At 58.4% G+C, this 21,013-nt stretch carries 22 protein-coding genes; 13 read left to right on the top strand and 9 right to left on the bottom strand.

Features of this window, described 5'->3' with window-relative positions; all coding sequences use genetic code 11:
- Nucleotides 1–58 precede the first annotated feature (58 nt).
- Genes ACMGF7_RS16900 through benD form a run of 4 tightly spaced genes read left to right on the top strand, consistent with a single transcriptional unit; the run spans nt 59 to nt 3,755 of the window.
- A complete protein-coding gene (locus ACMGF7_RS16900) occupies nt 59–1,435 on the top strand; it encodes a Rieske 2Fe-2S domain-containing protein (protein ID WP_033632704.1) in 1,377 nt (458 codons plus the stop codon).
- Complete coding sequence (benB, locus tag ACMGF7_RS16895; protein ID WP_021505770.1) at nt 1,432–1,929, top strand: benzoate 1,2-dioxygenase small subunit; 498 nt, start codon at nt 1,432–1,434, stop codon at nt 1,927–1,929. Before ACMGF7_RS16900 ends, benB begins: the two co-directional genes overlap by 4 nt.
- Before the next feature lie 15 nt (nt 1,930–1,944).
- The gene (gene benC, locus ACMGF7_RS16890; protein ID WP_031300652.1) at nt 1,945–2,970 is read left to right on the top strand and encodes a benzoate 1,2-dioxygenase electron transfer component BenC; all 1,026 of its coding nucleotides are present in this window, start codon (nt 1,945–1,947) and stop codon (nt 2,968–2,970) included.
- A 2-nt stretch (nt 2,971–2,972) separates the two neighbouring features.
- Complete coding sequence (gene benD / locus ACMGF7_RS16885; protein ID WP_420286537.1) at nt 2,973–3,755, top strand: benzoate diol dehydrogenase BenD; 783 nt, start codon at nt 2,973–2,975, stop codon at nt 3,753–3,755.
- 22 nt (nt 3,756–3,777) lie between these two features.
- Here the strand turns inward: benD and arsC are convergent, their stop codons facing one another.
- The 3 genes from arsC to ACMGF7_RS16870 form a co-directional block, all read right to left on the bottom strand.
- The gene (gene arsC, locus ACMGF7_RS16880) at nt 3,778–4,209 is read right to left on the bottom strand and encodes a glutaredoxin-dependent arsenate reductase (RefSeq protein ID WP_164094816.1); all 432 of its coding nucleotides are present in this window, start codon (nt 4,207–4,209) and stop codon (nt 3,778–3,780) included.
- A 14-nt stretch (nt 4,210–4,223) separates the two neighbouring features.
- Complete coding sequence (locus ACMGF7_RS16875; RefSeq protein ID WP_015378327.1) at nt 4,224–5,513, bottom strand: arsenic transporter; 1,290 nt, start codon at nt 5,511–5,513, stop codon at nt 4,224–4,226.
- A 69-nt stretch (nt 5,514–5,582) separates the two neighbouring features.
- Nucleotides 5,583–5,909: a metalloregulator ArsR/SmtB family transcription factor gene (locus tag ACMGF7_RS16870; RefSeq protein ID WP_004935082.1), complete on the bottom strand. Its 327-nt coding sequence runs from the start codon at nt 5,907–5,909 to the stop codon at nt 5,583–5,585.
- Between the two features lie 154 nt (nt 5,910–6,063).
- Between ACMGF7_RS16870 and ACMGF7_RS16865 the strand changes: the two genes are divergently transcribed.
- The 4 genes from ACMGF7_RS16865 to ACMGF7_RS16850 all read left to right on the top strand — a co-directional run bounded on the left by ACMGF7_RS16865 (nt 6,064) and on the right by ACMGF7_RS16850 (nt 9,033).
- On the top strand, nt 6,064–7,173 hold the full coding sequence (locus tag ACMGF7_RS16865) for a YbdK family carboxylate-amine ligase (RefSeq protein ID WP_273890096.1): 1,110 nt from the start codon (nt 6,064–6,066) through the stop codon (nt 7,171–7,173).
- A gap of 95 nt (nt 7,174–7,268) precedes the next feature.
- Nucleotides 7,269–7,448: a hypothetical protein gene (locus ACMGF7_RS16860; RefSeq protein WP_004935085.1), complete on the top strand. Its 180-nt coding sequence runs from the start codon at nt 7,269–7,271 to the stop codon at nt 7,446–7,448.
- A 212-nt stretch (nt 7,449–7,660) separates the two neighbouring features.
- Complete coding sequence (locus ACMGF7_RS16855) at nt 7,661–8,257, top strand: hypothetical protein (RefSeq protein ID WP_049240690.1); 597 nt, start codon at nt 7,661–7,663, stop codon at nt 8,255–8,257.
- Between the two features lie 2 nt (nt 8,258–8,259).
- Complete coding sequence (locus tag ACMGF7_RS16850) at nt 8,260–9,033, top strand: DUF3307 domain-containing protein (protein ID WP_004935091.1); 774 nt, start codon at nt 8,260–8,262, stop codon at nt 9,031–9,033.
- A gap of 48 nt (nt 9,034–9,081) precedes the next feature.
- On the opposite strand, the gene mgtA is transcribed toward ACMGF7_RS16850, so the two are convergent.
- Together mgtA and ACMGF7_RS16840 are read right to left on the bottom strand one after the other, a co-directional pair.
- The gene (mgtA, locus tag ACMGF7_RS16845) at nt 9,082–11,781 is read right to left on the bottom strand and encodes a magnesium-translocating P-type ATPase (RefSeq protein WP_049240691.1); all 2,700 of its coding nucleotides are present in this window, start codon (nt 11,779–11,781) and stop codon (nt 9,082–9,084) included.
- Nucleotides 11,782–12,025: 244 nt separating this feature from the next.
- Nucleotides 12,026–12,724, bottom strand: coding sequence for an MgtC family protein (locus tag ACMGF7_RS16840; protein WP_004935097.1), 699 nt, complete (start codon nt 12,722–12,724; stop codon nt 12,026–12,028).
- Nucleotides 12,725–13,159: 435 nt separating this feature from the next.
- Between ACMGF7_RS16840 and ACMGF7_RS16835 the strand changes: the two genes are divergently transcribed.
- Both ACMGF7_RS16835 and ACMGF7_RS16830 read left to right on the top strand, forming a co-directional pair.
- Nucleotides 13,160–13,321, top strand: coding sequence for a hypothetical protein (locus ACMGF7_RS16835; protein ID WP_162837997.1), 162 nt, complete (start codon nt 13,160–13,162; stop codon nt 13,319–13,321).
- A gap of 61 nt (nt 13,322–13,382) precedes the next feature.
- Complete coding sequence (locus ACMGF7_RS16830; protein WP_273890097.1) at nt 13,383–14,768, top strand: CoA transferase; 1,386 nt, start codon at nt 13,383–13,385, stop codon at nt 14,766–14,768.
- On the opposite strand, the gene ACMGF7_RS16825 is transcribed toward ACMGF7_RS16830, so the two are convergent.
- Nucleotides 14,765–15,640, bottom strand: coding sequence for a LysR substrate-binding domain-containing protein (locus tag ACMGF7_RS16825; RefSeq protein ID WP_049240694.1), 876 nt, complete (start codon nt 15,638–15,640; stop codon nt 14,765–14,767). The two genes, ACMGF7_RS16830 and ACMGF7_RS16825, sit on opposite strands and share 4 nt — an antisense overlap.
- A gap of 101 nt (nt 15,641–15,741) precedes the next feature.
- Here ACMGF7_RS16825 and ACMGF7_RS16820 point away from each other — a divergent pair, with 101 nt between their 5' ends.
- The gene (locus ACMGF7_RS16820; RefSeq protein WP_049240798.1) at nt 15,742–17,157 is read left to right on the top strand and encodes a pyridoxal phosphate-dependent decarboxylase family protein; all 1,416 of its coding nucleotides are present in this window, start codon (nt 15,742–15,744) and stop codon (nt 17,155–17,157) included.
- 13 nt (nt 17,158–17,170) lie between these two features.
- Here the strand turns inward: ACMGF7_RS16820 and ACMGF7_RS16815 are convergent, their stop codons facing one another.
- Nucleotides 17,171–17,812 carry a GNAT family N-acetyltransferase gene (locus ACMGF7_RS16815; RefSeq protein ID WP_420286534.1) on the bottom strand — a complete coding sequence of 214 codons (642 nt, stop codon included), beginning with the start codon at nt 17,810–17,812 and terminating at the stop codon, nt 17,171–17,173.
- A 797-nt stretch (nt 17,813–18,609) separates the two neighbouring features.
- On the opposite strand from ACMGF7_RS16815, the gene rcsA reads away from it, so the two are divergent.
- Nucleotides 18,610–19,239: a transcriptional regulator RcsA gene (gene rcsA / locus ACMGF7_RS16810; protein ID WP_049240697.1), complete on the top strand. Its 630-nt coding sequence runs from the start codon at nt 18,610–18,612 to the stop codon at nt 19,237–19,239.
- A 217-nt stretch (nt 19,240–19,456) separates the two neighbouring features.
- On the opposite strand, the gene dsrB is transcribed toward rcsA, so the two are convergent.
- Nucleotides 19,457–19,657 (bottom strand): protein DsrB, encoded by a 201-nt coding sequence (gene dsrB / locus ACMGF7_RS16805; protein ID WP_004935117.1) that lies wholly within the window; start codon nt 19,655–19,657, stop codon nt 19,457–19,459.
- Between the two features lie 321 nt (nt 19,658–19,978).
- The gene (gene cspE, locus ACMGF7_RS16800; protein WP_004935122.1) at nt 19,979–20,191 is read right to left on the bottom strand and encodes a transcription antiterminator/RNA stability regulator CspE; all 213 of its coding nucleotides are present in this window, start codon (nt 20,189–20,191) and stop codon (nt 19,979–19,981) included.
- Nucleotides 20,192–20,568: 377 nt separating this feature from the next.
- On the opposite strand from cspE, the gene ACMGF7_RS16795 reads away from it, so the two are divergent.
- Nucleotides 20,569–20,946: a hypothetical protein gene (locus tag ACMGF7_RS16795; RefSeq protein ID WP_049188334.1), complete on the top strand. Its 378-nt coding sequence runs from the start codon at nt 20,569–20,571 to the stop codon at nt 20,944–20,946.
- The last annotated feature ends 67 nt before the right edge of the window (nt 20,947–21,013 follow it).

The following is a 21,013-nucleotide window of genomic DNA, read 5'->3' as shown; positions in this document are numbered from 1 at the left end:
GCAATCGGTTATTGATTGCCCACTGCCCCGTCTATCCATTTTCTATGAGGCCATGAACATGCATTCATTATTGAATCCGACAATATCTAAGCTGAAAGAAAAAATAAATCACGCTTTAATTATTGATAAAGAAAATGGCATATATCAGTGCAATCGCGGTATTTTTACCGATGAGGCGCTGTTTGAACTCGAAATGAAAGCCATTTTCGAAGGTAATTGGATTTATCTGGCGCATGAAAGCCAAATCGCCAACTCAGGCGATTATTACACGCTCACCATTGGGCGTCAGCCGGTGATCATCACGCGCGACAAAGACATGCGGCTGCATGCCATGATCAACAGTTGCTCGCACCGTGGCGCGATGTTGGCCAGCCGCAAGGCCGGCAATAAAAGTACCTTCACCTGCCCCTTCCACGGCTGGACCTTCAATAACGCCGGCCACCTGCTGAAAGCCAAGGACGAGAAAACCGGCGCTTATCCTCCCTGTTTCAAGCAGGACGGCTCACATGATGTGAAGCAACTGCCGCGTTTTGAGTCTTATCGCGGATTTCTGTTCGGCAGCCTGAGTGATGAGGTGCAACCGCTGGAGGACTATTTGGGCGAAACGCGGCAGATCCTCGATCTCATCATCGATCAGGCTGAGAGCGGGCTGGAAGTTCTGCGCGGCTCATCCTCCTACACCTTCGACGGCAACTGGAAACTGCAGATGGAGAACGGTGCGGACGGTTACCACGTCAGCGTGGTGCACTGGAACTATGTCTCCACCATGGCGCATCGGGATGCCGCCAGCGGCACCCAAACCATGGACGCCAACTGCTGGTCGTCAAAAAACGACGGCGGAGCCTACGGCTTCAAGAATGGTCATCTGCTGTTGTGGACCCGGGTGCTGAACCCGGAATCGCGCCCCATTTATCGGCACTTCACCCGTTTGAACGATGCGTTCGGCGCACACCGTGCCGACCTGATGGTGAACCAAACCCGCAACCTGTGCCTTTACCCCAATCTGTACATCATGGACCAGCTTTCCAGCCAGTTGCGCGTAGTGCGCCCGATTGCCGTCAATAAAACCGAAGTGACCGTATTCTGCTTTGCGCCGAAGGGCGAAAACGCCGACGAGCGAGCCTTGCGCATTCGTCAGTATGAGGATTTCTTCAACGTCAGCGGCATGGGTACGCCGGACGACCTGGAGGAATTCCGCGCCTGCCAGCTGGGGTTCAACGCCGGCAACATGCCCTGGAGCGATCTGAGCCGCGGCGCTACCCGCTGGCTGGAGGGCCAGGCTGACGACAACGCCAAAGCGCTGGGGATCGTACCTGACATGACCGGCCCCCGCCCGGAAGATGAAGCCCTGTATCTCAGTCAGCATCATCATTGGCAAAACATTCTGCTGCGCCAGCTGGAGCGCCAGCAACGAAACGACGAGGTGGCGCAATGAGTACATGTAACCTGCAACAGCGGCTGGAACAATTTCTGTACCGCGAAGCACGCCTGCTGGATGACCGGCAGTGGGATGACTGGCTGGCCTGCTACCATCCGCAGGTCGAATATTGGATGCCGGCCTGGGCTGACGACGATCGCCAGACGACGGATCCCCACAGCGAGATTTCGCTGATTTATTACGCCAATCGCGAAGGCCTGGAAGATCGCGTTTATCGCATAAAAACCGAACGCTCAGCCGCCAGCAGCATGCCGGAGCCGCGTACGGTGCATCTTATCAGCAACGTGGAGCTGTTATCGTCCGGCGCGGAACAGGCCGAGGTGAACTACCACTGGGCCACCTTCTATCACCGCTACAACCACACGGACACTTATTTCGGCTCAACCCGTTTGTGGATAGATCTTACCGGGGATGCGCTGCAAATTAAGCGCAAAAAAATTCGTCTGGATAATGACTATATCAATCATGTTATTGATATTTATCATCTTTAATGCAGGAGGTGAGGTATGTCTTTTACCGTTGCCCTTAATTTTGAAGACGGTGTCAGCCGCTTTATTCAATGCAATCCGAATGAAAGAGTACTCGACGCCGCCTACCGACAAAAGATCAACCTGCCGATGGACTGCTCGGACGGCGTATGCGGCACCTGTAAATGCCACTGTGAGCAAGGAGAGTATCAGTTGGGCGATGACTACCTGGAAGAGGCGCTGTCAGAGCAGGAAGCCGCACAGCGGCGGGTATTGACCTGTCAGATGGTGCCGCTCTCGGACTGCGTCATTGAGGTGCCGATGCCCTCGACGATGTGTAAAACCGCCAGCGAAATGTTTACCGCCACCGTCACCTCCGCCACCGCCCTGTCGGACAGCGCCATCGAGTTCTGCCTGACGCTGGATGATGAGCGGGGCATCGCGTTCCTGCCGGGACAATATGTGAATATCGACGTTCCCGGTAGCGTGGTCAGCCGCGCCTATTCGTTCAGTTCGCCGCCCGGCAGCCGGCAACTCTCTTTTCTGCTGCGTAACGTGCCCGGCGGCATAATGAGCCGTTATCTGACTGAACAGGCGAGACCCGGCGACGCGATCCGTCTGCGCGGCCCGCAGGGCAGTTTCTATTTGCGCACGCCGGTGCGGCCAATGTTATTTCTGGCCGGCGGCACCGGGCTGGCGCCGTTCCTTTCCATGCTGGAACATCTGGCGCTCGGCGGCAGCAAACAGCCGGTGCATCTGATCTACGGCGTCACCCATGACCACGATCTGGTCAAGCTGGAACAGCTGGAGACATATCGCCGGCGCCTGCCGAATTTCAGCTATCTGAGCTGTGTAGCCAGTGAGGTGTCGCTGTCACCGCATAAAGGCTATGTCACCCAGCATCTCGACGAAAGCCTGCTCAATAAGGGTGACCTGGACGTGTACCTGTGCGGGCCGCCGCCGATGGTGGAAGCGGTGCTTGGCGATTTCCAGCGACGCGCCTTTATCCCGAATAGCTTCCATTATGAGAAGTTCGCCCCCAGCCAGGCCGATCAGAGGAGTTGACCATGGATAAGTCACGTTTCAGCGGCCAGTTAATGGCGATAACCGGTGCCGCTCAAGGCATCGGCAAAGCGGTGGCCGAACGCGCGGCTCGGGAAGGGGCGAGTTTGGCGCTGATCGACCGCTCCCCCTATCTGGAGGAGGTCGTAGCCGTTTTACGCGAGCGCGGCACCGATATCATCGCCCTGCAGGCCGATTTGGAGCACTGGGAGGAAGCACGCGAGGCGCTGGATCAGGTGCAACAGCACTTTGGGCGCGTGGATATTATGGTGAACAATGTGGGCGGCACCATCTGGGCGCGACCATTTGCCGACTATGCGCCGCAACAGATTGAGGCGGAGATTCGGCGTTCGCTGTTCCCGACGCTATGGGGTTGCCGCGCCGCGTTGCCGCATATGCTGGCGCAGGGGAGCGGAGTGATCGTCAACGTTTCTTCGGTCGCCACGCGCGGCGTCAATCGCGTTCCCTACTCCGCAGCCAAAGGCGGCGTCAATGCCCTGACCCAGTCACTGGCCTTTGAATACGCTGGAGCCGGCATTCGCATCAACGCGACGGCGCCGGGCGGCACCGAAGCACCGCCGCGGCTGACGCCACGCAACCGCGAATCCCCGACGCAGCAGGAAGAAAGTTGGTATCGACAGGTGGTTGAGCAGACTCTCGACAGCAGTCTGATGCACCGCTACGGCAGCGTCGATGAACAAGCCGCCGCTATTCTGTTCCTCGCCAGCGCCGAAGCCAGTTACATTAACGGAACGGTGCTGCCGGTCGCCGGCGGCGATTTGGGATAAAACAGGCGCAGGGCCGCAGCGATCAGCCTTTGGTTATCCTGCGGCCCTGCGCGTCGATCACCGGCTCGCCGTCCTCTTTGCTGAAGGCGCCGCGCTGCGGATCCGGCAGAATCTCCAACACCGCCTCCGACGGACGGCACAGGCGCGTGCCAAGCGGCGTCACCACGATGGGGCGATTGATCAGGATCGGCTGTTGCACCATGAAGTCGATCAGTTGATCGTCGCTCCAGGCGCAGTCGTCCAGCCGCAGCTCGGCGTAAGGCTCGACGTTTTTACGCAACAACGCGCGCGGCGTCATGTTCATGTCGGCCAGCAACGCAATCAACCGTTCGCGGCTGGGGGGCGTTTCCAGATACAGAATCACCTCCGGCTCAGCGCCGCTGTTGCGGATCAGCGCCAACGTATTGCGCGACGTGCCGCAGGCCGGGTTGTGATAAATTTTGATGTCGCTCATGTCAGTTGCTCCGGTTATGGCAAAACGGACAGCCGCAGCGCCAGCGCGGCCAGGGTGACGAACAGAATTGGCAGCGTCATCACCAGTCCCACGCGGAAATAATAGCCCCAGGTAATGACGATGTTTTTCCTTGCCAACACATGCAGCCACAGCAACGTGGCCAGGCTGCCGATCGGGGTGATTTTGGGGCCGAGATCGCTGCCGATGACGTTAGCGTAAATCATCGCCTGCCTGATGACGCCTTCCGCGCTGCTGCCGTCGATCGACAGCGCCCCTACCAACACCGTCGGCATGTTATTCATGACGGAAGAGAGAAACGCGCTCAGGAAGCCGGTGCCGAGCGTCGCCGCCCACAGCCCCTGCCGCGCCAGCGCATCCAGCACGCCGGACAGCAGATCAGTCAAGCCGGCATTGCGCAGCCCATAGACCACCAGATACATGCCCAGCGAGAAAATCACGATCTGCCAGGGCGCCCCGCGCAGCACTTTGCCGGTATCGATCGCCCGCCCGCGTTTCGCTACCGCCAGCAGCACCAGCGCGCCGCAGGCGGCGACCAAACTCACCGGCACGCCGAGCGGTTCCAGGGCGAAAAAGCCGATCAGCAACAGCGCCAATACCGCCCAACCGGCTCGAAACGTCGCGCGATCGCGGATCGCTTCCCGCGGTACCGGTAAACGCGTCAACGCGTAGCCCGGCGGAATATCCTTGCGGAAGAACAAATGCAACATCACCAGCGTCGCCGCCACGGCGACGAGGTTGACCGGCACCATCACCGCCGCATACTCCGTAAAGCCCAAGTGGAAGAAATCCGCCGAAACGATATTCACCAGGTTGGACACCACCAGCGGCAGGCTGGCGGTATCGGCGATAAAGCCCGCCGCCATGACGAAAGCCAGCACCGCCGCAGGACGAAAACCGAGCGCCGACAGCATGGCGATCACGATCGGTGTGAGGATTAACGCGGCGCCGTCATTGGCGAACAGCGCCGCCACCGCCGCGCCCAACAGGAGCATATAGGTAAACAGCCAGCGGCCCTTGCCGTTGCCCCAGCGCGCGACGTGCAAGGCGGCCCAGGCAAAAAAGCCGCTTTCATCCAGCAACAGGCTGATGATGATGACGGCGATAAAGGTCGCAGTCGCATTCCAGACTATCTGCCATACCACGGGGATGTCGCCGACGTGCACCACGCCGCTCAATAATGCCAATCCCGCCCCGATCGACGCACTCCAGCCAATACCCAGCCCCTTCGGTTGCCAGATGACCAAGATCAACGTCAGAATAAAGATCGCCCCTGCCACTATCATCGCTGTCCTTCCGCCCCTTTAAGTTTACATATTCGATTTTTCATATGTGTTTGCGTAAATTTTTTACCGTTACGGACAACCTTTCGCCACGCGTTGCGCTAACTCCGTCATCTGTTCTGGCCGGCACTGATAAGCCTGCTCAATAATCGCCGCCGCCCAGGCCGGCATATGCGGCGACAGGCGATAATGTATCCATTTACCCTCGCGCCGATCGAGCAGCAGCCCGCTTTCACGCAGCATCGCCAGATGCCTTGAAATCTTGGGTTGCGGCAGCGCCAGTGCGCCCGACAGCTCGCACACGCACAGTTCACCGGCGTGGCGCAACAGCAGCACCAAGGTCAGACGCGTCTCGTCAGACAGGTTTTTAAACAGCTTCAGCGGCGTCAATGACGGCATGTCACACTCCCGTTAACCTTTCTCTTCACCACAACTCGCTCGTGAAGATACCAGCTTCACATGCGAAAAAACAAATATAAAATGCAAAACGTTGCCCTCCTCACCGAGACATATACTTATCTTTATGCCGTTCTTGCAGGAAGGAGGAGGTACCATGCCGCTCACATTCAAACGTTCGGAAAGGCTCTCCATCGGCACCGAAATAGAGTTACAGCTGGTCGATGCCGAGCACTACGATCTTACGGATCGAGCCGATCGGGTGGTCAGCGCGGTCGGCGACCGCCGGCGCGTCAAGCATGAGCTCACCAAATCGATGGTGGAGCTGAACAGCTCGGTGCACCGCGATCTCGATGAGCTGCACACCGAGCTGCGCGCCCTGACCCATACCGTCCGGCGCAGCGCGCAGCGCCTGGGCTGTGACGTCTGCGGCGGTGGCCGCCACTTGAGCAACGACTGGCGCAAGCAGGTCATCAGCGACAACGTGCGCTACAGGCAGCTGGCCAGCCGTTTTGGCTATCTCTCCAAGCTGGCCTGCGTGTTCGGCCAACACATTCACCTCGGCGTCAACGACGGGGACGAAGCGATGTACCTGTGCCATGCGCTGACGCCCTACTTTCCGCAGTTGATCGCGCTCAGCGCCTCGTCGCCGCTGTATCAGGGGGTCGACACGCGCTTTGCCAGTTCCCGCTTCAGCGCCCAGAACTCCTTCCCCAACTACGGATGCCTGGAACACATCTACAGCTGGCATGAATTCAACGCCTACTACGAACGGTTGAATGCCGCAGGCGTGATTGAAAGCGTCAAGGATATTTACTGGGATGCGCGGCCAAAACCGGAGCTGGGCACGGTAGAGATCCGCATCTGCGATACGCCGCTGCGCCTCACCCACGCCGTGCTGCTGGTCGGTTACTGCCGCCTGCTGGCCGATTTTCTGTTGCAGCACCGCTCACCGATCGCGCCGGAATACGATGCCTTCACCAATTACAACAAGATCAACGCCTATCGCAGCGGCTTTGCCGCCGAATACGTCGATCCCGCGACGCTGCGCCGCAGCAGCCTGACCGCCCACATCCTGCACACTCTCGAAGCGCTGAGCGGTTTTGCCGAGCGACGGGAGGATCGTGCCCTGCTGCAGGCCGTCGAGTGCCATGTCCGCCAGGGCATCAGCGATTCGGAGCATATCCGCCAGATGTTGCACAACGGCCTGCCGCAAGCTCAGGTGATCAAGCGCCTGTGCGATGAGCTGTTGCAGCCTGCAAGTTAAGTTTCGGCTATCGATTCCATACGCCAAAGCCGCTGTTCATTATGTGCTCTTTCGCTACAATCGTGAGCACTGACATTCACCGTATCGAGGACACCATGTACAACTTCTCCCGCTATCAGGCAAAAGAACTGGCGCTGGCTTACATGAGCGGCAAAAAACACGATCTGTCGCCGCAGGAATTTTTGCAGCAGCTGAAAAGCAGCGAGCGATCGTTTGAGCATCTGCTGAAACACGGCAGCGAAATGCCGCGTGACGTGCTGGTTAAAAGCTTCTGAACAGCCGGTTGCCGGCCATTTTCCCTCTACGCCGCCGGTGGCGAGCCTGGCAGGCCCGCGCATTCCCGGCCGTTCATCCCACGTTCCTCATCCTGCCCGTTTCGCCCTCACAGGCGAAAACCCCACAGATTCGCACCTAGAGGCGAATTATTGACATATTCGTATCCAGGTGCGAATTTATAATCATCCCTCCGCAAATAATGGAACACGCCATGCCGACGCCAATCAGCGTAATCAGCGGCGATCTGGTCGATTCCCGCCGATCAGACACCGTCAACTACCTCAATGGGCTGCATAACCTGCTCGATCGGCTGCGGCGTGACGGGCGGCTGCATCAGGTGGAAATCTTTCGCGGCGATGCCTTCCAGGCGCAGGCCGCCCCGGAGGAGGGGCTGTTGCTGGCGGTGTACATACGCCTCGCGCTGCGGGCGATGGGCGCCGCGCACTGGGATGCGCGCATCGCCGTCGGGCTGGGTAGCCAACGGCCCGACGCCGCCGGTTACGGCAGCGCCTTTATCAACTCCGGCAGCGCGCTGGACGCCATGGCAAAAAATTGCCGGCTGGCTCTGAAAACCGACAACGATCGGACAAACGCCATTGTCAGCGATCTGTTGCCGATGTTAGATCATGTGATTGGCCGCCTGTCACAGGCCGAAGCGCGCATCGTTCAGGCGAGAATGTTCGCCGACAGCGGCGCCGCCGTGGCGGACCAGCTGCAAAAAGCCGCCTCCACGGTCTCCGCCGCGCTGAAACGCGCGGCCTACGAGGAAATCATGCGGTTTATTCACGCCATTAACAGGATCGTCTGACCATGGATCTGACCTATGCGCCTTTGCTGGCCTGGCTGTTGCTCGTCCATCTGCTGGCGGATTTTCCGCTGCAGCCGCTGAGTTGGGTGGAAGATAAAATCCAACATCGCGCGCGTTCGCGTTTTCTGCTGTTGCACGCGTTGCTGCACGGGGTGCTGGCCGCTTGGGCGGTGGCCGGTTTCGGCCTGCTGCACGGCGGGCTTTCTTCACTGCAGGTGCTGGCCAGCCTGCTGGCCATCGCCGTCAGCCACTACCTGATCGATTTGCTGAAAGTCACTGCGATGAACCGCCTGAGCCCGGCCCGCAGCTTTCTGCTCGATCAGGGATTGCATCTGGCGGTGATCGCCTTGCTGTGGTTGGGGCTGACGCCGAATGCCGGTGAACTGCTCGCCGCGCTGGGGCGGCAGCTGGGACGTTGGCAAACCGGCCTGGTGCTGGTGGCCTACAGCCTGATTTATCTGCCGATGAGCCTGCTGATCGGGCAACTGCTGGCGCACTGGACGCCGCAAATGCCGCCTTCGGCCAAGGCCGACAACGACTCGCTGCTGCGCGCGGGCAAACAGATTGGCTACCTGGAAAGAACGCTGATCCTGACCTTCGTGCTGCTGGGGCAAATTCCGGCGATCGGTTTTTTACTGGCGGCCAAATCTATCTTCCGTTTCGGCGATCTGCGCCAGAGCGACGATAAGATGCGTACCGAGTATGTGCTGCTCGGCACGCTGTTTTCCTTCACGCTGACCATCATGCTCGGCCTGCTGGTCAACAAACTGCTGTAGCGGTGCGGGGGCGACGAATTTCGCCCCCGAAGTGAACGCCGAGGCGGCTTACAGCCACTCGCCGAAGCGGCGGATATAGAAACGCTTCATCAACTGCGCGACCACGCAGTAGCTGACCAGCGTTGCGGCCAACCACGGGAAGTATTCCCACGGCAGCGGCTGCAGGCCAACCAGGGCGCCGAGCGGCGAGAACGGAATGTAGATGCCGAGCGCCATCACCAACCCGGTGGTCAGCAACACCGGCAGCGCCGCGGTGCTCTGAATAAACGGGATCTTCTGGGTGCGCAGCATATGCACCACCAGCGTTTGCGACAGCAGCCCCTCAATGAACCAGCCGGACTGGAACAGCGCCTGGTGTTCTACGCTGTTGGCGGCGAACACGTACCACATCAGCGCATAGGTCGTAATATCGAAGATCGACGAGGTCGGCCCAATCCACAGCATAAAGCGCCCGATGTTTTTGGAATCCCACTTGCGCGGCTTGCGCAGGAACTCTTTGTCCATCTTGTCCCACGGCAGCGACAGCTGGGAAATGTCGTACATCAGATTTTGAATCAACAGGTGGATCGCCAGCATCGGCAGGAACGGGATGAAGGCGCTGGCCACCAGCACCGAAAACACGTTGCCGAAGTTGGAGCTGGCGGTCATGTTCAGGTACTTGATGATATTGCCGAAGGTCTCGCGCCCTTTGATCACCCCCTCTTCCAGCACCATCAGATTCTTTTCCAACAGGATGATGTCCGCCGACTCCTTGGCGATGTCGGTGCCGGTGTCGACCGAAATGCCGACGTCGGCATCGCGCAGCGCCGGCGCATCGTTGATGCCGTCGCCGAGGAAGCCGACGGTATGGCCGTTGGCCTGCAGCATTTTCAGCACCCGCGATTTTTGCAGCGGCGTCAGCTTGGTGAAGACCGTGCGTTGTTCCACTTCGCGCGCCAGCTCTTCGTCATCCATCTGTTCAATCTGCAGCCCGGAGAGCGGCTCACCCGGCTCCAGCCCGACGTCCCGGCAAATCTTGCAGGTGATCACCGGGTTGTCGCCGGTCAGCACCTTCACCGTCACGCCGTTTTCCTGCAGTGCGGCGATCGCCTGCTGCGCGCTCTCCTTTGGCGGATCGAGGAAAGTCAGCAGCCCTTGCACCACCATGTCGCGCTCGTCGGCCACGCTCAACGGTTCGGTTGGGCGCTTCGCATCCAGCTCGCGCGTCGCCAGCACCAGCACGCGGAAACCGTCTTCGTTATACTCGCGGGCCAGCGCCTGCAGCGCCGCACGGCGCGCGTCGTCCAGTTCCAGCGTTTTGTCGCCTTCACGCACGTGGGTGGCGATCTCGAGCATCTCCTCTACCGCGCCCTTACAGATCAGCTGCTGCTTGCCATTTTCGTCCGCCACCACGATCGACAAACGGCGGCGCACGAAATCGAACGGCAGCTCATCCACCTTGCTGAAACGGCCCAGGGCTTCGATCCCCGGTTTGCCGCGCCCGAAACGGATCACCGCCTGGTCCATCAGGTTCTTCATGCCGCTCTGATGGAAGCTGTTCAGCCAGGCCAGGTGCAACACCTCGTTATCCCTGGCGCCAGTGACGTCGATGTGGTGCTCGAGAATGATGCGATCCTGGGTCAGGGTGCCGGTCTTGTCGGTGCAGAGCACGTCCATGGCGCCGAAGTTCTGAATGGCGTTCAGGCGCTTCACCACCACCTTGCGGCGTGACATGGCGATCGCCCCTTTCGCCAGGTTGGAGCTGACGATCATCGGCAGCATTTCCGGCGTCAGGCCGACCGCCACCGCCAGTGCGAACAGCGCCGCCTCGCTCCAGTCGCCTTTGGTGAAGCCGTTGATCAGCAACACCACCGGCACCATCACCAGCATGAAGCGAATCAGCAGCCAGCTGACGCTGTTCACCCCGCGATCGAACGCGGTTTGCGCCCGCGAACCGACGATCGACTTGGCCAGCGAGCCGAAGTAAGTGCGCCCGCCGGTTGCCACCACCACCGCCGTGGCGGTGCCGCTGGCGACGTTGGTGCCCATCAGGCAGATATTGGACAGCTCAAGCAGCGCGTTCTCGCTGGACACTTCCCCTTCGCTCGACTTCTGCGCCACGTTGCCCATGGCATCGTATTTCTCGATCGGGATCGCTTCGCCGGTCAAAATCGCCTGGCTGATGAACAGATCGCGCGAGGCGATAAGACGCACGTCGGCCGGCACCATGTCACCGGCGGAGAGCTGAATGATATCCCCCGGCACCAGTTCGCGGATCGGCACTTCCAGCGTCAGCGGATGCGCGCTGTAGCTGCTGCGGCGCAGCACAGTAGCGGTGGTGCGCACCATCGACTTCAACGCTTCCGCCGCTTTGTTGGTGCGGTATTCCTGCCAAAACCGCAGCAGCCCGCTCAACGTGACCATGGTCAGAATGATAATGACGCCGGTGAGTTCAGTTTCTTCACCGCTCTGGAGCGGCAGCCAATAATCGGTAAAGAAACTGATCGCAGCCAGCACCATCAGCACGAAGATAAACGGGTTGTTAAAGGCCTTGATCAACTGAATCAAGGCATGCGGTGCCTTGTCGTGGGCGACCTGGTTGGCGCCGAACTGCTCCAGCCGCTCATCGGCATCGTCCTGGGTCAAGCCGTTGCGGTTGCACTTCAGGTTCGCCAGCGTTTGGGCGATGCTGTTGGTCGCCTCTTGCGCAATGGCGTAGGTCACCGCGTCTTTATCACGGCGACGCATTCTTTCATTAATCTGAGTCATAACGCTATTCTCTTATTTTCGTTCTGCGCACAGGGAGATCCCGCCCGATAAACAGGTGACTCTGCGCAGAGTGGAATTTTTTAATTAGCGTGACTGAATAGCGTGATTACCCTGTCAGCCACGCAAGAATCATTTCCCTTCCGGGGTCATCGTCCATAACGCCTCCTTAATGCTCCGCGTTATTCAAGGCACTCATGAATAAAACCGAACATATAATCAAGTTAATCAATATTTATATTATTACTCAGACCGGTAATTCGGACGCGACGCGCCAACGCACGGCACTCACGCTTTTTTCCAGACTGACGCGGCAAACAATACCCTCAATTTCTTTTTGCGCGGCCGGCGTAGCGGTAATTTCCGCGCACACTTCCAATTGCCCCGGGCTGGCAATATCGGCGCTGCGCAAGGATTGCAGCCGCAAGGCGACGCCGTTCAGCGCCTGCAGAATCAGGGTGCGCACCAGAATTTCATCCTGCTCGCCGCAGGTCACCTGAATGCGATAGCACAGTTCCAGATCGGTCGCCTGCTGGTGCGGCTGCAGGTTGATGCGCTGCGCGGCCTCGCGCAGCAGGATATTGGCGCACAGGATCACCAGCGTGGCGACCACCGCATCCCAATGCTGGCCCAGGCCGCACAGGACGCCGATCCCCGCCGAACACCACAGCGTGGCGGCGGTGTTGAGGCCGCGAATGTTCAGCCCTTCACGCATGATTACGCCGGCGCCGAGGAAACCGATACCCGAGACGATCTGCGCGGCCACCCGGCCGGCGCTGGCCGGATCGGTGGACATGGAGCTGAGAATGAAGACCGCCGCACCGGTCGCCACCAGCGCATTGGTGCGCAGGCCGGCCATGCGTTGGCGCCACTGGCGCTCGGCGCCAATCACCGCGCCCAGGCACATCGCCAGCAATAAATTTAAAACGAAAGGAGTCATAGCCATGACTTTCCCCTTAATTAATCACAGGAGATAAAATCATGTGCTGTTTAGCACACGCGAAAACGCGCTGAAAATAAATCAGCGAATCAGCGTGTCATGCCTGGAGGGAAAAGGCTGTGGCTGCAGAATACCATAATAACGTCCAACTCAATTCGCCTGAAGCCACCTGGCATCAGGAAACGTTTTCTTATTCGGGTATGCACAGCTCAGAAATAACTGGAGAGGGGTGCTGCCCGCCGATAACGGCAAGCAACAAATCAGAAGAGAATTGGTCAGCTTGCCTTATTTATTTTATTACAACTACAACTGTCCAATTGGGTTTCTCCACCGAAATTTTGGCTGAGTATAGTGACGTCGGGTAATGAAGTAAAGGCTAATTTATTAAACGAAAAATAAACTGGAATACCCGCAATGATATTCCAATGTCACAAATAGAAGATGGCGACATTGGGCGCCGACGCCGCCTTCCGGCCGCTGCATCAGGCCCTGTGGGACAAAGCGCTGACCGCCAACTTCAGCGCGCAGCCATTCGCCGGCGTAGCGGCCCGCAGCCTGCGCGCCAAACTGGCCGATGGCCGCACGTTCGACGTTGCACCTTAGCAAGGTCGCCGGCGGTGGGCTACGCTAGGCTATATTTCCGACGACCCGCAAGGAGTGGCCGATGACGCCTCTGATCCACACTCTGCTCGACGAAATTTGGCAAAGCCTGGGGCAGCGCCCCGCCCCCGCCGACCGGTTAACCGTAAGCGGCACCGGCGCATTGCCTTCGGCTTTTCCCGTAACCGAATTGGCTACCGCCGCCTGGAGCGCCGCCGGTTTGGCCTGCGCCGAGTTGCTTCGCCGCGAGGCAGCCGACGCGCCGCAGGTCTGGGTCGATCAACGCCTGGCCTCGCTCTGGTTCGGCTGGACGCTGCGTCCGCTGGGGTGGACGCTGCCTGCGGCCTGGGACGCGCTGGCCGGCGACTATGCGACGACGGATGGCTGGATACGCCTGCATACCAATGCGCCGCACCATCGGCGAGCGGTGGAGCAGGTGCTGGGTTCGGCATCGGATAAAGGCACGCTGGCGGAACGCGTGCTGGGCTGGAAAAAAAGTGAGCTGGAGGAAGCGGTGATCGAAGCCGGCGGCTGCGCGGCCCAAATGCGCTCGGCGGCCGCGTGGCGACAACATATTCAGGGCAAAAGCGTAGCGCTCGAACCGCTGATCCACGCCTCGCTGCAGCCGGAAGCGCCACCGCCGGGCTGGGCGCTACCCATCGCCCGGCCGCTGCACGGCGTACGGGTGCTGGATCTGACGCGCATTCTCGCCGGGCCGATCGCCACGCGTTTTCTTGCCGGTTTGGGTGCCGACGTGCTGCGCATCGATCCCTACGGTTGGGATGAGCCCGGCGTTGAACACGAAGTCATGCTGGGCAAGCGCAGCGCGCGCCTCAACCTGACCAATGCGCACGATCGCCATACGTTTGAACATCTGCTGAGAAACACCGACGTGATCGTGCACGGCTATCGTGCCGGTGCGCTGGAGAAGTTGGGTTATGGCGCGGAGGAAAGGCGCGCGCTGGCGCCGGGCCTGATAGACGTCTGCCTGAATGCCTATGGTTGGAGCGGGCCGTGGCGCACCCGGCGCGGTTTCGACAGCCTGGTACAGATGAGCTGCGGGTTGGCGGAGGCGGGCATGGTTTGGCGTAGCGCCAGTTTGCCGGTGCCGTTGCCGGTACAGGCTCTGGATCACGCCACCGGCTATTTGATGGCGGCGGCGGTGCTGACCGGTATGGCGCAGCGCCTGAGCCGCGGCACCGGCTACCACGCTCGGCTGTCGCTGGCGCGCACGGCGCAGCAGCTGCTGGGGCATCCCTGTTCGGCAGATTATCGGCCGGAACCGCTGGCGCCGGCCGGCCCCGCCGACGAGAACCCGGAAACGGAATTGACTTACTGGGGGGCCGCGCAACGCCTGCGCGCCCCGTTAAGCCTGCAGGGCACGGCGCTGCAATGGGCGCTGCCGGCGACTACGCTCGGCACCTCGCAACCGGAATGGCTACGCCGCTAAATCGCCGCCAACTGTTGCTGCAGCCACTGCAGCAAGCGGGTGACCGCCGGCGTCAACCCGGCGGTCTGCGGCCACACCAGATAAACGTCGTCATCGCTCAGGCGACGGGGCGCGGCCAACGCCACCAGTCTCCCGGCGTCGAGGGCATCCTGCACCAGCAGCTTTTTCGCCAACGCGATGCCAAACCCTTGCTCCGCCGCGCGAATCAACAATCCGGCATCGTTGAATAACGCCTGTTGCCGCCCGCATAACGGCCGCCCCTGCGCGTTGAACCAGTCGCGCCAGGGACTGACGTCGTGCTCGAGCAACGGAATATCGCCACCGTTCTCGAACGCCGCCCCCCATTCTCGCGCCATATCCGGCGAAGCGACCGGCAGCACGTCACCCGACGCGATGCGCTGCGCCTGCAGCCCCACCCACTGGCCGCTGCCGATGCGGATCGCCGCATCAAACCCACGCTGCGACAGATCCTGCAGCGTCAGCGACGCATCGATATCCAGCGCAATATCGGCGCAGGCTTCATGGAATGCCGACAGACGCGGCAACAGCCAATAGTGGGCAAAAGACGGCAACACGCTGATGCGCAGCGTCTGGCTTGTCGCCGCACGCCGGGCGCGGGCGACGCCCTGCTGCAGCGCCTGCAGCGCCGGCTCTACCGCCGCCAGCATCTCTTTCCCGGCCGCATTCAGGCGCACACCGCGCCCGCACCGTTCAAACAGCGGATAGCCGACCGCCTGCTCCAGCAACTGAATTTGCTGGCTGACCGCACCGTGCGTCAAATGCACCTGCTGCGCCGTGGCGCGCAAATTTTCCAACCTGGCGGCGATCGCAAAGGTCGGCAAGACATGCAGGGGAATGCGTTCATTCATCATTGGTTAACCAGGCTATCCAAAAAGGTTATTTTTCATCGATTTTGACCGGCAGGCAAATGTTCTATGTTTACCCCATCATCCCTGACGCTTTCGGAGCCGCCATGCACCCACGTTTACAACAAGACCTCGCACAGTTTCCGCAGATCCTCGACCACACTCGCCAGTTGGCGGAAGATTTTCTGACCGGGCTGCAGCAACGCTCGGTCTGCCCACCGCGCGATCAACAGCAGCTGCATCCGGGAGACGATCGGCTGGCGGAAAACGGCGAAGGCGCCCTGGCGGCGCTGGATAACTTTTGGCAACGCTATCAGGCCGGCATTTCCGCCAGCGCCGGCCCGCGTTATTTCGGCTTCGTCACCGGCGGCGGAACCCCGGCAGCGGTAGCGGCGGACTGGCTGGTTAGCGTGACAGACCAAAATAGCCTGCTCAGCCATGATACCATCGCAGCCACGATCGAGCTGGCGGCCGTGACACAGTTGAAATCCCTGTTGGGCCTGCCGGAAACGTTCAGCGGCAGCCTGGTCAGCGGCGCGACCATGGCCAATTTCACCGGGCTGGCCATTGGCCGGCAGTGGCTGGGACAACAGCACGGCGTGGATATCGCCCAACAGGGCCTGACGGCGCTGGGTTCCATCCGGGTATTGTCGGCCAATCCACATTCCAGCAGCGTGAAGGCGCTCAGCATGCTCGGTATCGGCCGCGAGGCGCTGACGACCGTCGCCAGCCTGCCGGACTCGGAAGCCATGGATATGGAAGCACTGGAACGGCAGCTCGCCGCCGGCGCCGGCCAGCCAACGTTGGTGCTGGCCAGCGCCGGTACGGTCAACACCGTCGCGTTCGACGACCTGCCGCGTCTGCTGACGTTGCGGGAGCGTTATCCGTTTTGGCTGCATGTCGATGCGGCATTTGGCGGCGTGGCGGCCTGCTCACCGCTATACGCTCCAAGGCTTGAGGGTTGGCAGCATGCCGATTCCATCACTGTCGACGCACACAAATGGCTGAACGTGCCTTATGACAGCGCGATCCAATTTACCCGCCATTTGGATCTGCAAATGCAGGTATTTCAGAACCATTCGGCCTACCTGGAAGCACCGACATTGCGGCCAGACAACTATCTGCATCTGACGCCGGAGAATTCGCGCCGCTTCCGCGCCCTGCCGCTCTGGCTGACGCTGAAAGCCTATGGCCGCAGCGGCATACGGGATATCGTCGAGCGCAACGTCCGATTGGCGCAGGCGCTGGGGGCGGCGCTGGCAGCCGATGAGGGTTTCCAGCTGCTGGCGCCGGTGAATTTGAACGTGGTCTGCTTCGCACTCAGCCATCCACAGGGCGACAGCGAGGCGGCGCGCGATCGTTTTCTCGAGCGCCTGAGCCGGCACGGCGTGGTGTGCTGCACCCCTACGCGTTATAACGGTCAGCCGGGGATCCGCGCCGCACTGGTCAACTGGATGACGGAGGAACAGGACATCCGGCTGGCGTTGGACTCGCTGCGCCATTGCCTGGCGGAAACGGCCTAACGCGCGCGGCGCATTACCCGAGTTGGAAGGCCTGCAAACGCCGTTCTTGCCGCCCGTCATCGCCGATATTATCCGGCGACAGCCAGGCGGCAAACGCCGCGCGCCGCGCCGGCCATTCCCCGTCGACGATCGACAGCCAGTCGGTGTCGCGCGCGCGTCCTTTGACGACGACGGCCTGGCGGAAGGTGCCTTCATAGCGGAAACCCAAGCGCTCGGCGGCCTGGCGTGAAGGAAGATTGAGGCTATCGCATTTCCATTCGCATCGCCGGTAGCCAAGATCGTCGAACAGATGCCGCAGCATCAGGAAAATCGCCTCGCTGCCCAGCGCGCTGCGCTTCATCAGCGGCGACCAGTTGATGGTGCCCAGTTCGGCCACGCCGTTGGCAGGATCGATGCGCAAAAAAGCGCAGCTTCCCACCGCACGCCCGTTTGACTGATCGATCACTACCATCGTGTTTCTGTCAGCGCTGGACGCCTGAGCCTGAAGATAACGCTGGAAATCTGCGTGCGACTGCGGCCGTTCCCAAAACAGATAAGTCCAGTCGCGATCGTCCTCGGCGGATTGATAAGCCTGATAAAGCGCCTCCCCCCAGCGCTCGAGGTTAAGCGGTTCGAGGCGGCAAAACCGCCCTTGCAGTGGCGAGTGTCCGGGCATGCCTGCCGGCTGCCAATGAGGGAGGGCTTCGCCTATCGGCTGCCCATACTGATTCCGTCTCACCGCGACATCCTGTTTTTGAAAGGTGGAGAGGCAAGTTAAAACCAACGCGGGCCAGAGACAACTCCGACCTGCCATTCCTCCCCTGCGGATCGGGCAGCAGGATGATAGTTTAGAAAAATCACTCAATCATCGTTCAACATTCACGAAAACTATTTCACGTGAAATAAATACCCATATAACTCATTGTAAAACGGTGATTTACAGCAACAATTAAGCTACACATTCCGGCCATAATGTTAACTTTTGTTTGTTGTTATGATAAAAAAAGAAGTGCTTATCATTAGCATGGAGAGCAAAAAAATAAATTAATCTTTTGATTTTTATATATAAAAAATCAACAACCTCAGACTGAACGCTTTTTGATCACTCAAAAAATGCGCTGAAAGACATCAAAAAAACGACACATGAATTTTTTTTAAGACTTTTCCTAGCAAACTAAAATTTTGTTTCGTGACAAGATGAGCAGATTCGCGGCAAGTAATGCAGACACGCACTGGCGCCAAGCGCAAATCAGGCTCAACATGCCTAAGCGGGACGAGCAGCAGATCGCCCTGACTTAAGCCAAACTTATAGATTCATGCAATTAATAAGTTTAGTATGAAAATATCATTGAGTGCCGTCGTGTTTATTGATAGAACACTGGCTACACTGAATTATTGTTCCATTTTGCCTTTCGGCTTTTTAGGCTTTTTCTCATATTACCGCAGTAAAACGGATTTAAGTGGGGGTGCGATATGCCAACGATTATCATGGATTCATGTAGCTATACCAGATTGGGGTTAACCGACTATCTGACTTCGCATGGCGTGAAGAGGCGCCATATTAATGCCATCGAGGACATTGACAGCCTGCATGAAAAATGCAGCAAGTTGAATCCGAGCCTGGTGTTTATTAACGAGGACTGCTTCATCCATGAAGCAAACGCCACCGAGCGAATAAAACGGGTGATTTCACTGCACCCGGATACGTTATTCTTCATCTTCATGGCCATTACCAACGTACATTTCGACGATTATTTATATGTTCGCAAGAACGTCATCATATCGTCAAAATCCATCAAACCAGAGACTATGAATCAGCTACTTAGTCACTATCTCGAGAGAACGTCCCTCCGTACGGAGAAATTTTCTCTGGATCAAACGCCGGTAACGCTGAGCCAGACTGAATCGAACATGTTACGCATGTGGATGTCCGGTCAAGGCACCATCCAGATATCAGACCAGATGCAAATAAAGGCCAAAACGGTCTCTTCCCACAAGGGAAACATCAAGCGGAAAATAAAAACGCACAACAAGCAGATCATTTATCACGTTGTTCGTTTGACCGATACATTGACCAGTGGAATATTCGTCAATAGCCGCTAAACCACAGAGAACGCCCCCGCTCTGTTTTACCAGCCGTTAAACACCCGGTGATAATGTCATCTGGATAACAACCGCTGGGACCACAAAAAATACCTGCTGCGTTATCCCCCGCTAGCGCAACGGGTATTTTTTTTGCCGTCGATAAAAAAAATCTTACCGCAACGAAATAATCTCAAAATGGACAATTTCATTAGCAAATTAATGAGATTAGCCTAAGTTACTGCCCGTGTTCGCGACAGGGCTCCACAAACGTGCCGTCACGGCTGTCGATCTCATTAAAAAACCATACGCCCGCCGGGTAGTCGTCAAGAGAAACCAGATACATGGTGCCTTCGTTGAATACCTCTACGGCAAGAATGACACCTTCACGCCGCGGGCCGCCGTCTGTTTTTACCGTCACTCGATCGTTAACCTGCATACCGTTCCCCCTTATTTGCGATTGCCGTCAGTGTATTACAAAACCGGAGGCGATGGACACCGCTCCAGCCCTGCCGGCCTCTGCTATCAGCGTAGCAGCCGCCTGGTTTTTCACTTTCTTAACGGTTTGGCCGCAGAATCTTAAGCCGGCCTCGCGTAGTCTGTCTTCAGGCGTTTCCCCCCAGAGAAGCGCTCGCAAATGAAGAAGTAACAAGGAACTTTTGCCCGCAGACTTGCGGGCCTTTTTTTTTGCGCGCTGCCAAATTGCAGGCATAAAAAAACCCGCCGTAGCGGGTTCTTTTCAATCAGCGGTAAACGCCAATTAGATAGCGGTAACGTTAGCCGCAGATGGACCTTTCGCACCGTTCTCGATAGAGAACTGTACGTTCTGGCCTTCAGCCAGGGTCTTGAAGCCTTGATCCTGGATAGCAGAGAAGTGTACGAATACGTCTTTGCTGCCGTCTGCTGGGGTGATGAAACCAAAACCTTTAGCTTCGTTGAACCACTTCACTTGACCTTTGATCATGTTAGACATGTCTAATTTCCTTCAATAATAAATGTAAGCCGCCATGGGCGAGGTAGCCGGTCATCAGTTACTTATGGAGGCACTGGAAAGGAAATTCGTCAGAGAAGGGCTATCCGGGATAACGCTTTAAATTTGAACTACTTTACTCAAAATGTCGTGCATAAATAGGTCTGTACCACAGGCCGACATCATTAACTCATGAGCGAGCGGCAATAGCAACCTTTTTCGCCGCTATGGGACGCTAATCTCGGCTAAACGCACAGGATTTGACCCTGTCTGCCGATAGGGCCGCCGCCTGGCTCGCCCGTAACGCCCAAGGCAAATGATAGTAATTCTCGTTCTGCTGTTTTATAGTTGCCTGACGAAATCATTCAGGGAGATTCACCATGCCGAGATGGCTTACATTACCGGCTGTCAGTGCCGCCGCCCTGCTGGCCTTTGCCGCTTACAGCGCTCCGCAGAGTGCACTGGAGCTCAATTATCAAGCCCCCGACCCCAGCATGGTTCCCGCCCCCAAGCCGCCTGCCCCCTCAGGGCCGGCCCCCAAAACGGGAAAACCGCCGATTGCCTGGACAGAGGCGAGAGATAAAAGCGGTTTTCGCGTCGATATTGAGTGCGATCATCCTGGCTGCAGCAAACCGCGCGCCAAACCTTATCCCGCGTATGAAGGCCCGGTGAAGAAAACCGATCGCCGCCGCCAGTCTGATCCCTATTCCACCAATAAGGATCCCGATTACAACATTCAGTTGGGCTATGAGTGGTAGTGGCGCTTTCGGAGTAATACCTATATCAGCCTCCTTTGCCGCTGCATAGAATATGCCTCAGTTCACC

The sequence above is a fragment of the Serratia sp. BNK-17 genome (assembly GCF_048684935.1).
In the GTDB taxonomy this organism is placed as follows: Bacteria; Pseudomonadota; Gammaproteobacteria; order Enterobacterales; family Enterobacteriaceae; genus Serratia; species Serratia nematodiphila.
This window is presented reverse-complemented; position numbering and strand designations above follow the sequence as displayed.

What these genes read in the sequence shown, in the direction of transcription:
- ACMGF7_RS16900 (WP_033632704.1), top strand. Translation starts at nt 59, where the DNA reads ATGCATTCATTATTGAATCCGACAATATCTAAGCTGAAAGAAAAAATA.
- benB (WP_021505770.1), top strand. Translation starts at nt 1,432, where the DNA reads ATGAGTACATGTAACCTGCAACAGCGGCTGGAACAATTTCTGTACCGC.
- benC (WP_031300652.1), top strand. Translation starts at nt 1,945, where the DNA reads ATGTCTTTTACCGTTGCCCTTAATTTTGAAGACGGTGTCAGCCGCTTT.
- benD (WP_420286537.1), top strand. Translation starts at nt 2,973, where the DNA reads ATGGATAAGTCACGTTTCAGCGGCCAGTTAATGGCGATAACCGGTGCC.
- arsC (WP_164094816.1), bottom strand. Translation starts at nt 4,209, where the DNA reads ATGAGCGACATCAAAATTTATCACAACCCGGCCTGCGGCACGTCGCGC.
- ACMGF7_RS16875 (WP_015378327.1), bottom strand. Translation starts at nt 5,513, where the DNA reads ATGATAGTGGCAGGGGCGATCTTTATTCTGACGTTGATCTTGGTCATC.
- ACMGF7_RS16870 (WP_004935082.1), bottom strand. Translation starts at nt 5,909, where the DNA reads ATGCCGTCATTGACGCCGCTGAAGCTGTTTAAAAACCTGTCTGACGAG.
- ACMGF7_RS16865 (WP_273890096.1), top strand. Translation starts at nt 6,064, where the DNA reads ATGCCGCTCACATTCAAACGTTCGGAAAGGCTCTCCATCGGCACCGAA.
- ACMGF7_RS16860 (WP_004935085.1), top strand. Translation starts at nt 7,269, where the DNA reads ATGTACAACTTCTCCCGCTATCAGGCAAAAGAACTGGCGCTGGCTTAC.
- ACMGF7_RS16855 (WP_049240690.1), top strand. Translation starts at nt 7,661, where the DNA reads ATGCCGACGCCAATCAGCGTAATCAGCGGCGATCTGGTCGATTCCCGC.
- ACMGF7_RS16850 (WP_004935091.1), top strand. Translation starts at nt 8,260, where the DNA reads ATGGATCTGACCTATGCGCCTTTGCTGGCCTGGCTGTTGCTCGTCCAT.
- mgtA (WP_049240691.1), bottom strand. Translation starts at nt 11,781, where the DNA reads ATGACTCAGATTAATGAAAGAATGCGTCGCCGTGATAAAGACGCGGTG.
- ACMGF7_RS16840 (WP_004935097.1), bottom strand. Translation starts at nt 12,724, where the DNA reads ATGGCTATGACTCCTTTCGTTTTAAATTTATTGCTGGCGATGTGCCTG.
- ACMGF7_RS16835 (WP_162837997.1), top strand. Translation starts at nt 13,160, where the DNA reads ATGGCGACATTGGGCGCCGACGCCGCCTTCCGGCCGCTGCATCAGGCC.
- ACMGF7_RS16830 (WP_273890097.1), top strand. Translation starts at nt 13,383, where the DNA reads ATGACGCCTCTGATCCACACTCTGCTCGACGAAATTTGGCAAAGCCTG.
- ACMGF7_RS16825 (WP_049240694.1), bottom strand. Translation starts at nt 15,640, where the DNA reads ATGATGAATGAACGCATTCCCCTGCATGTCTTGCCGACCTTTGCGATC.
- ACMGF7_RS16820 (WP_049240798.1), top strand. Translation starts at nt 15,742, where the DNA reads ATGCACCCACGTTTACAACAAGACCTCGCACAGTTTCCGCAGATCCTC.
- ACMGF7_RS16815 (WP_420286534.1), bottom strand. Translation starts at nt 17,812, where the DNA reads ATGCCCGGACACTCGCCACTGCAAGGGCGGTTTTGCCGCCTCGAACCG.
- rcsA (WP_049240697.1), top strand. Translation starts at nt 18,610, where the DNA reads ATGCCAACGATTATCATGGATTCATGTAGCTATACCAGATTGGGGTTA.
- dsrB (WP_004935117.1), bottom strand. Translation starts at nt 19,657, where the DNA reads ATGCAGGTTAACGATCGAGTGACGGTAAAAACAGACGGCGGCCCGCGG.
- cspE (WP_004935122.1), bottom strand. Translation starts at nt 20,191, where the DNA reads ATGTCTAACATGATCAAAGGTCAAGTGAAGTGGTTCAACGAAGCTAAA.
- ACMGF7_RS16795 (WP_049188334.1), top strand. Translation starts at nt 20,569, where the DNA reads ATGCCGAGATGGCTTACATTACCGGCTGTCAGTGCCGCCGCCCTGCTG.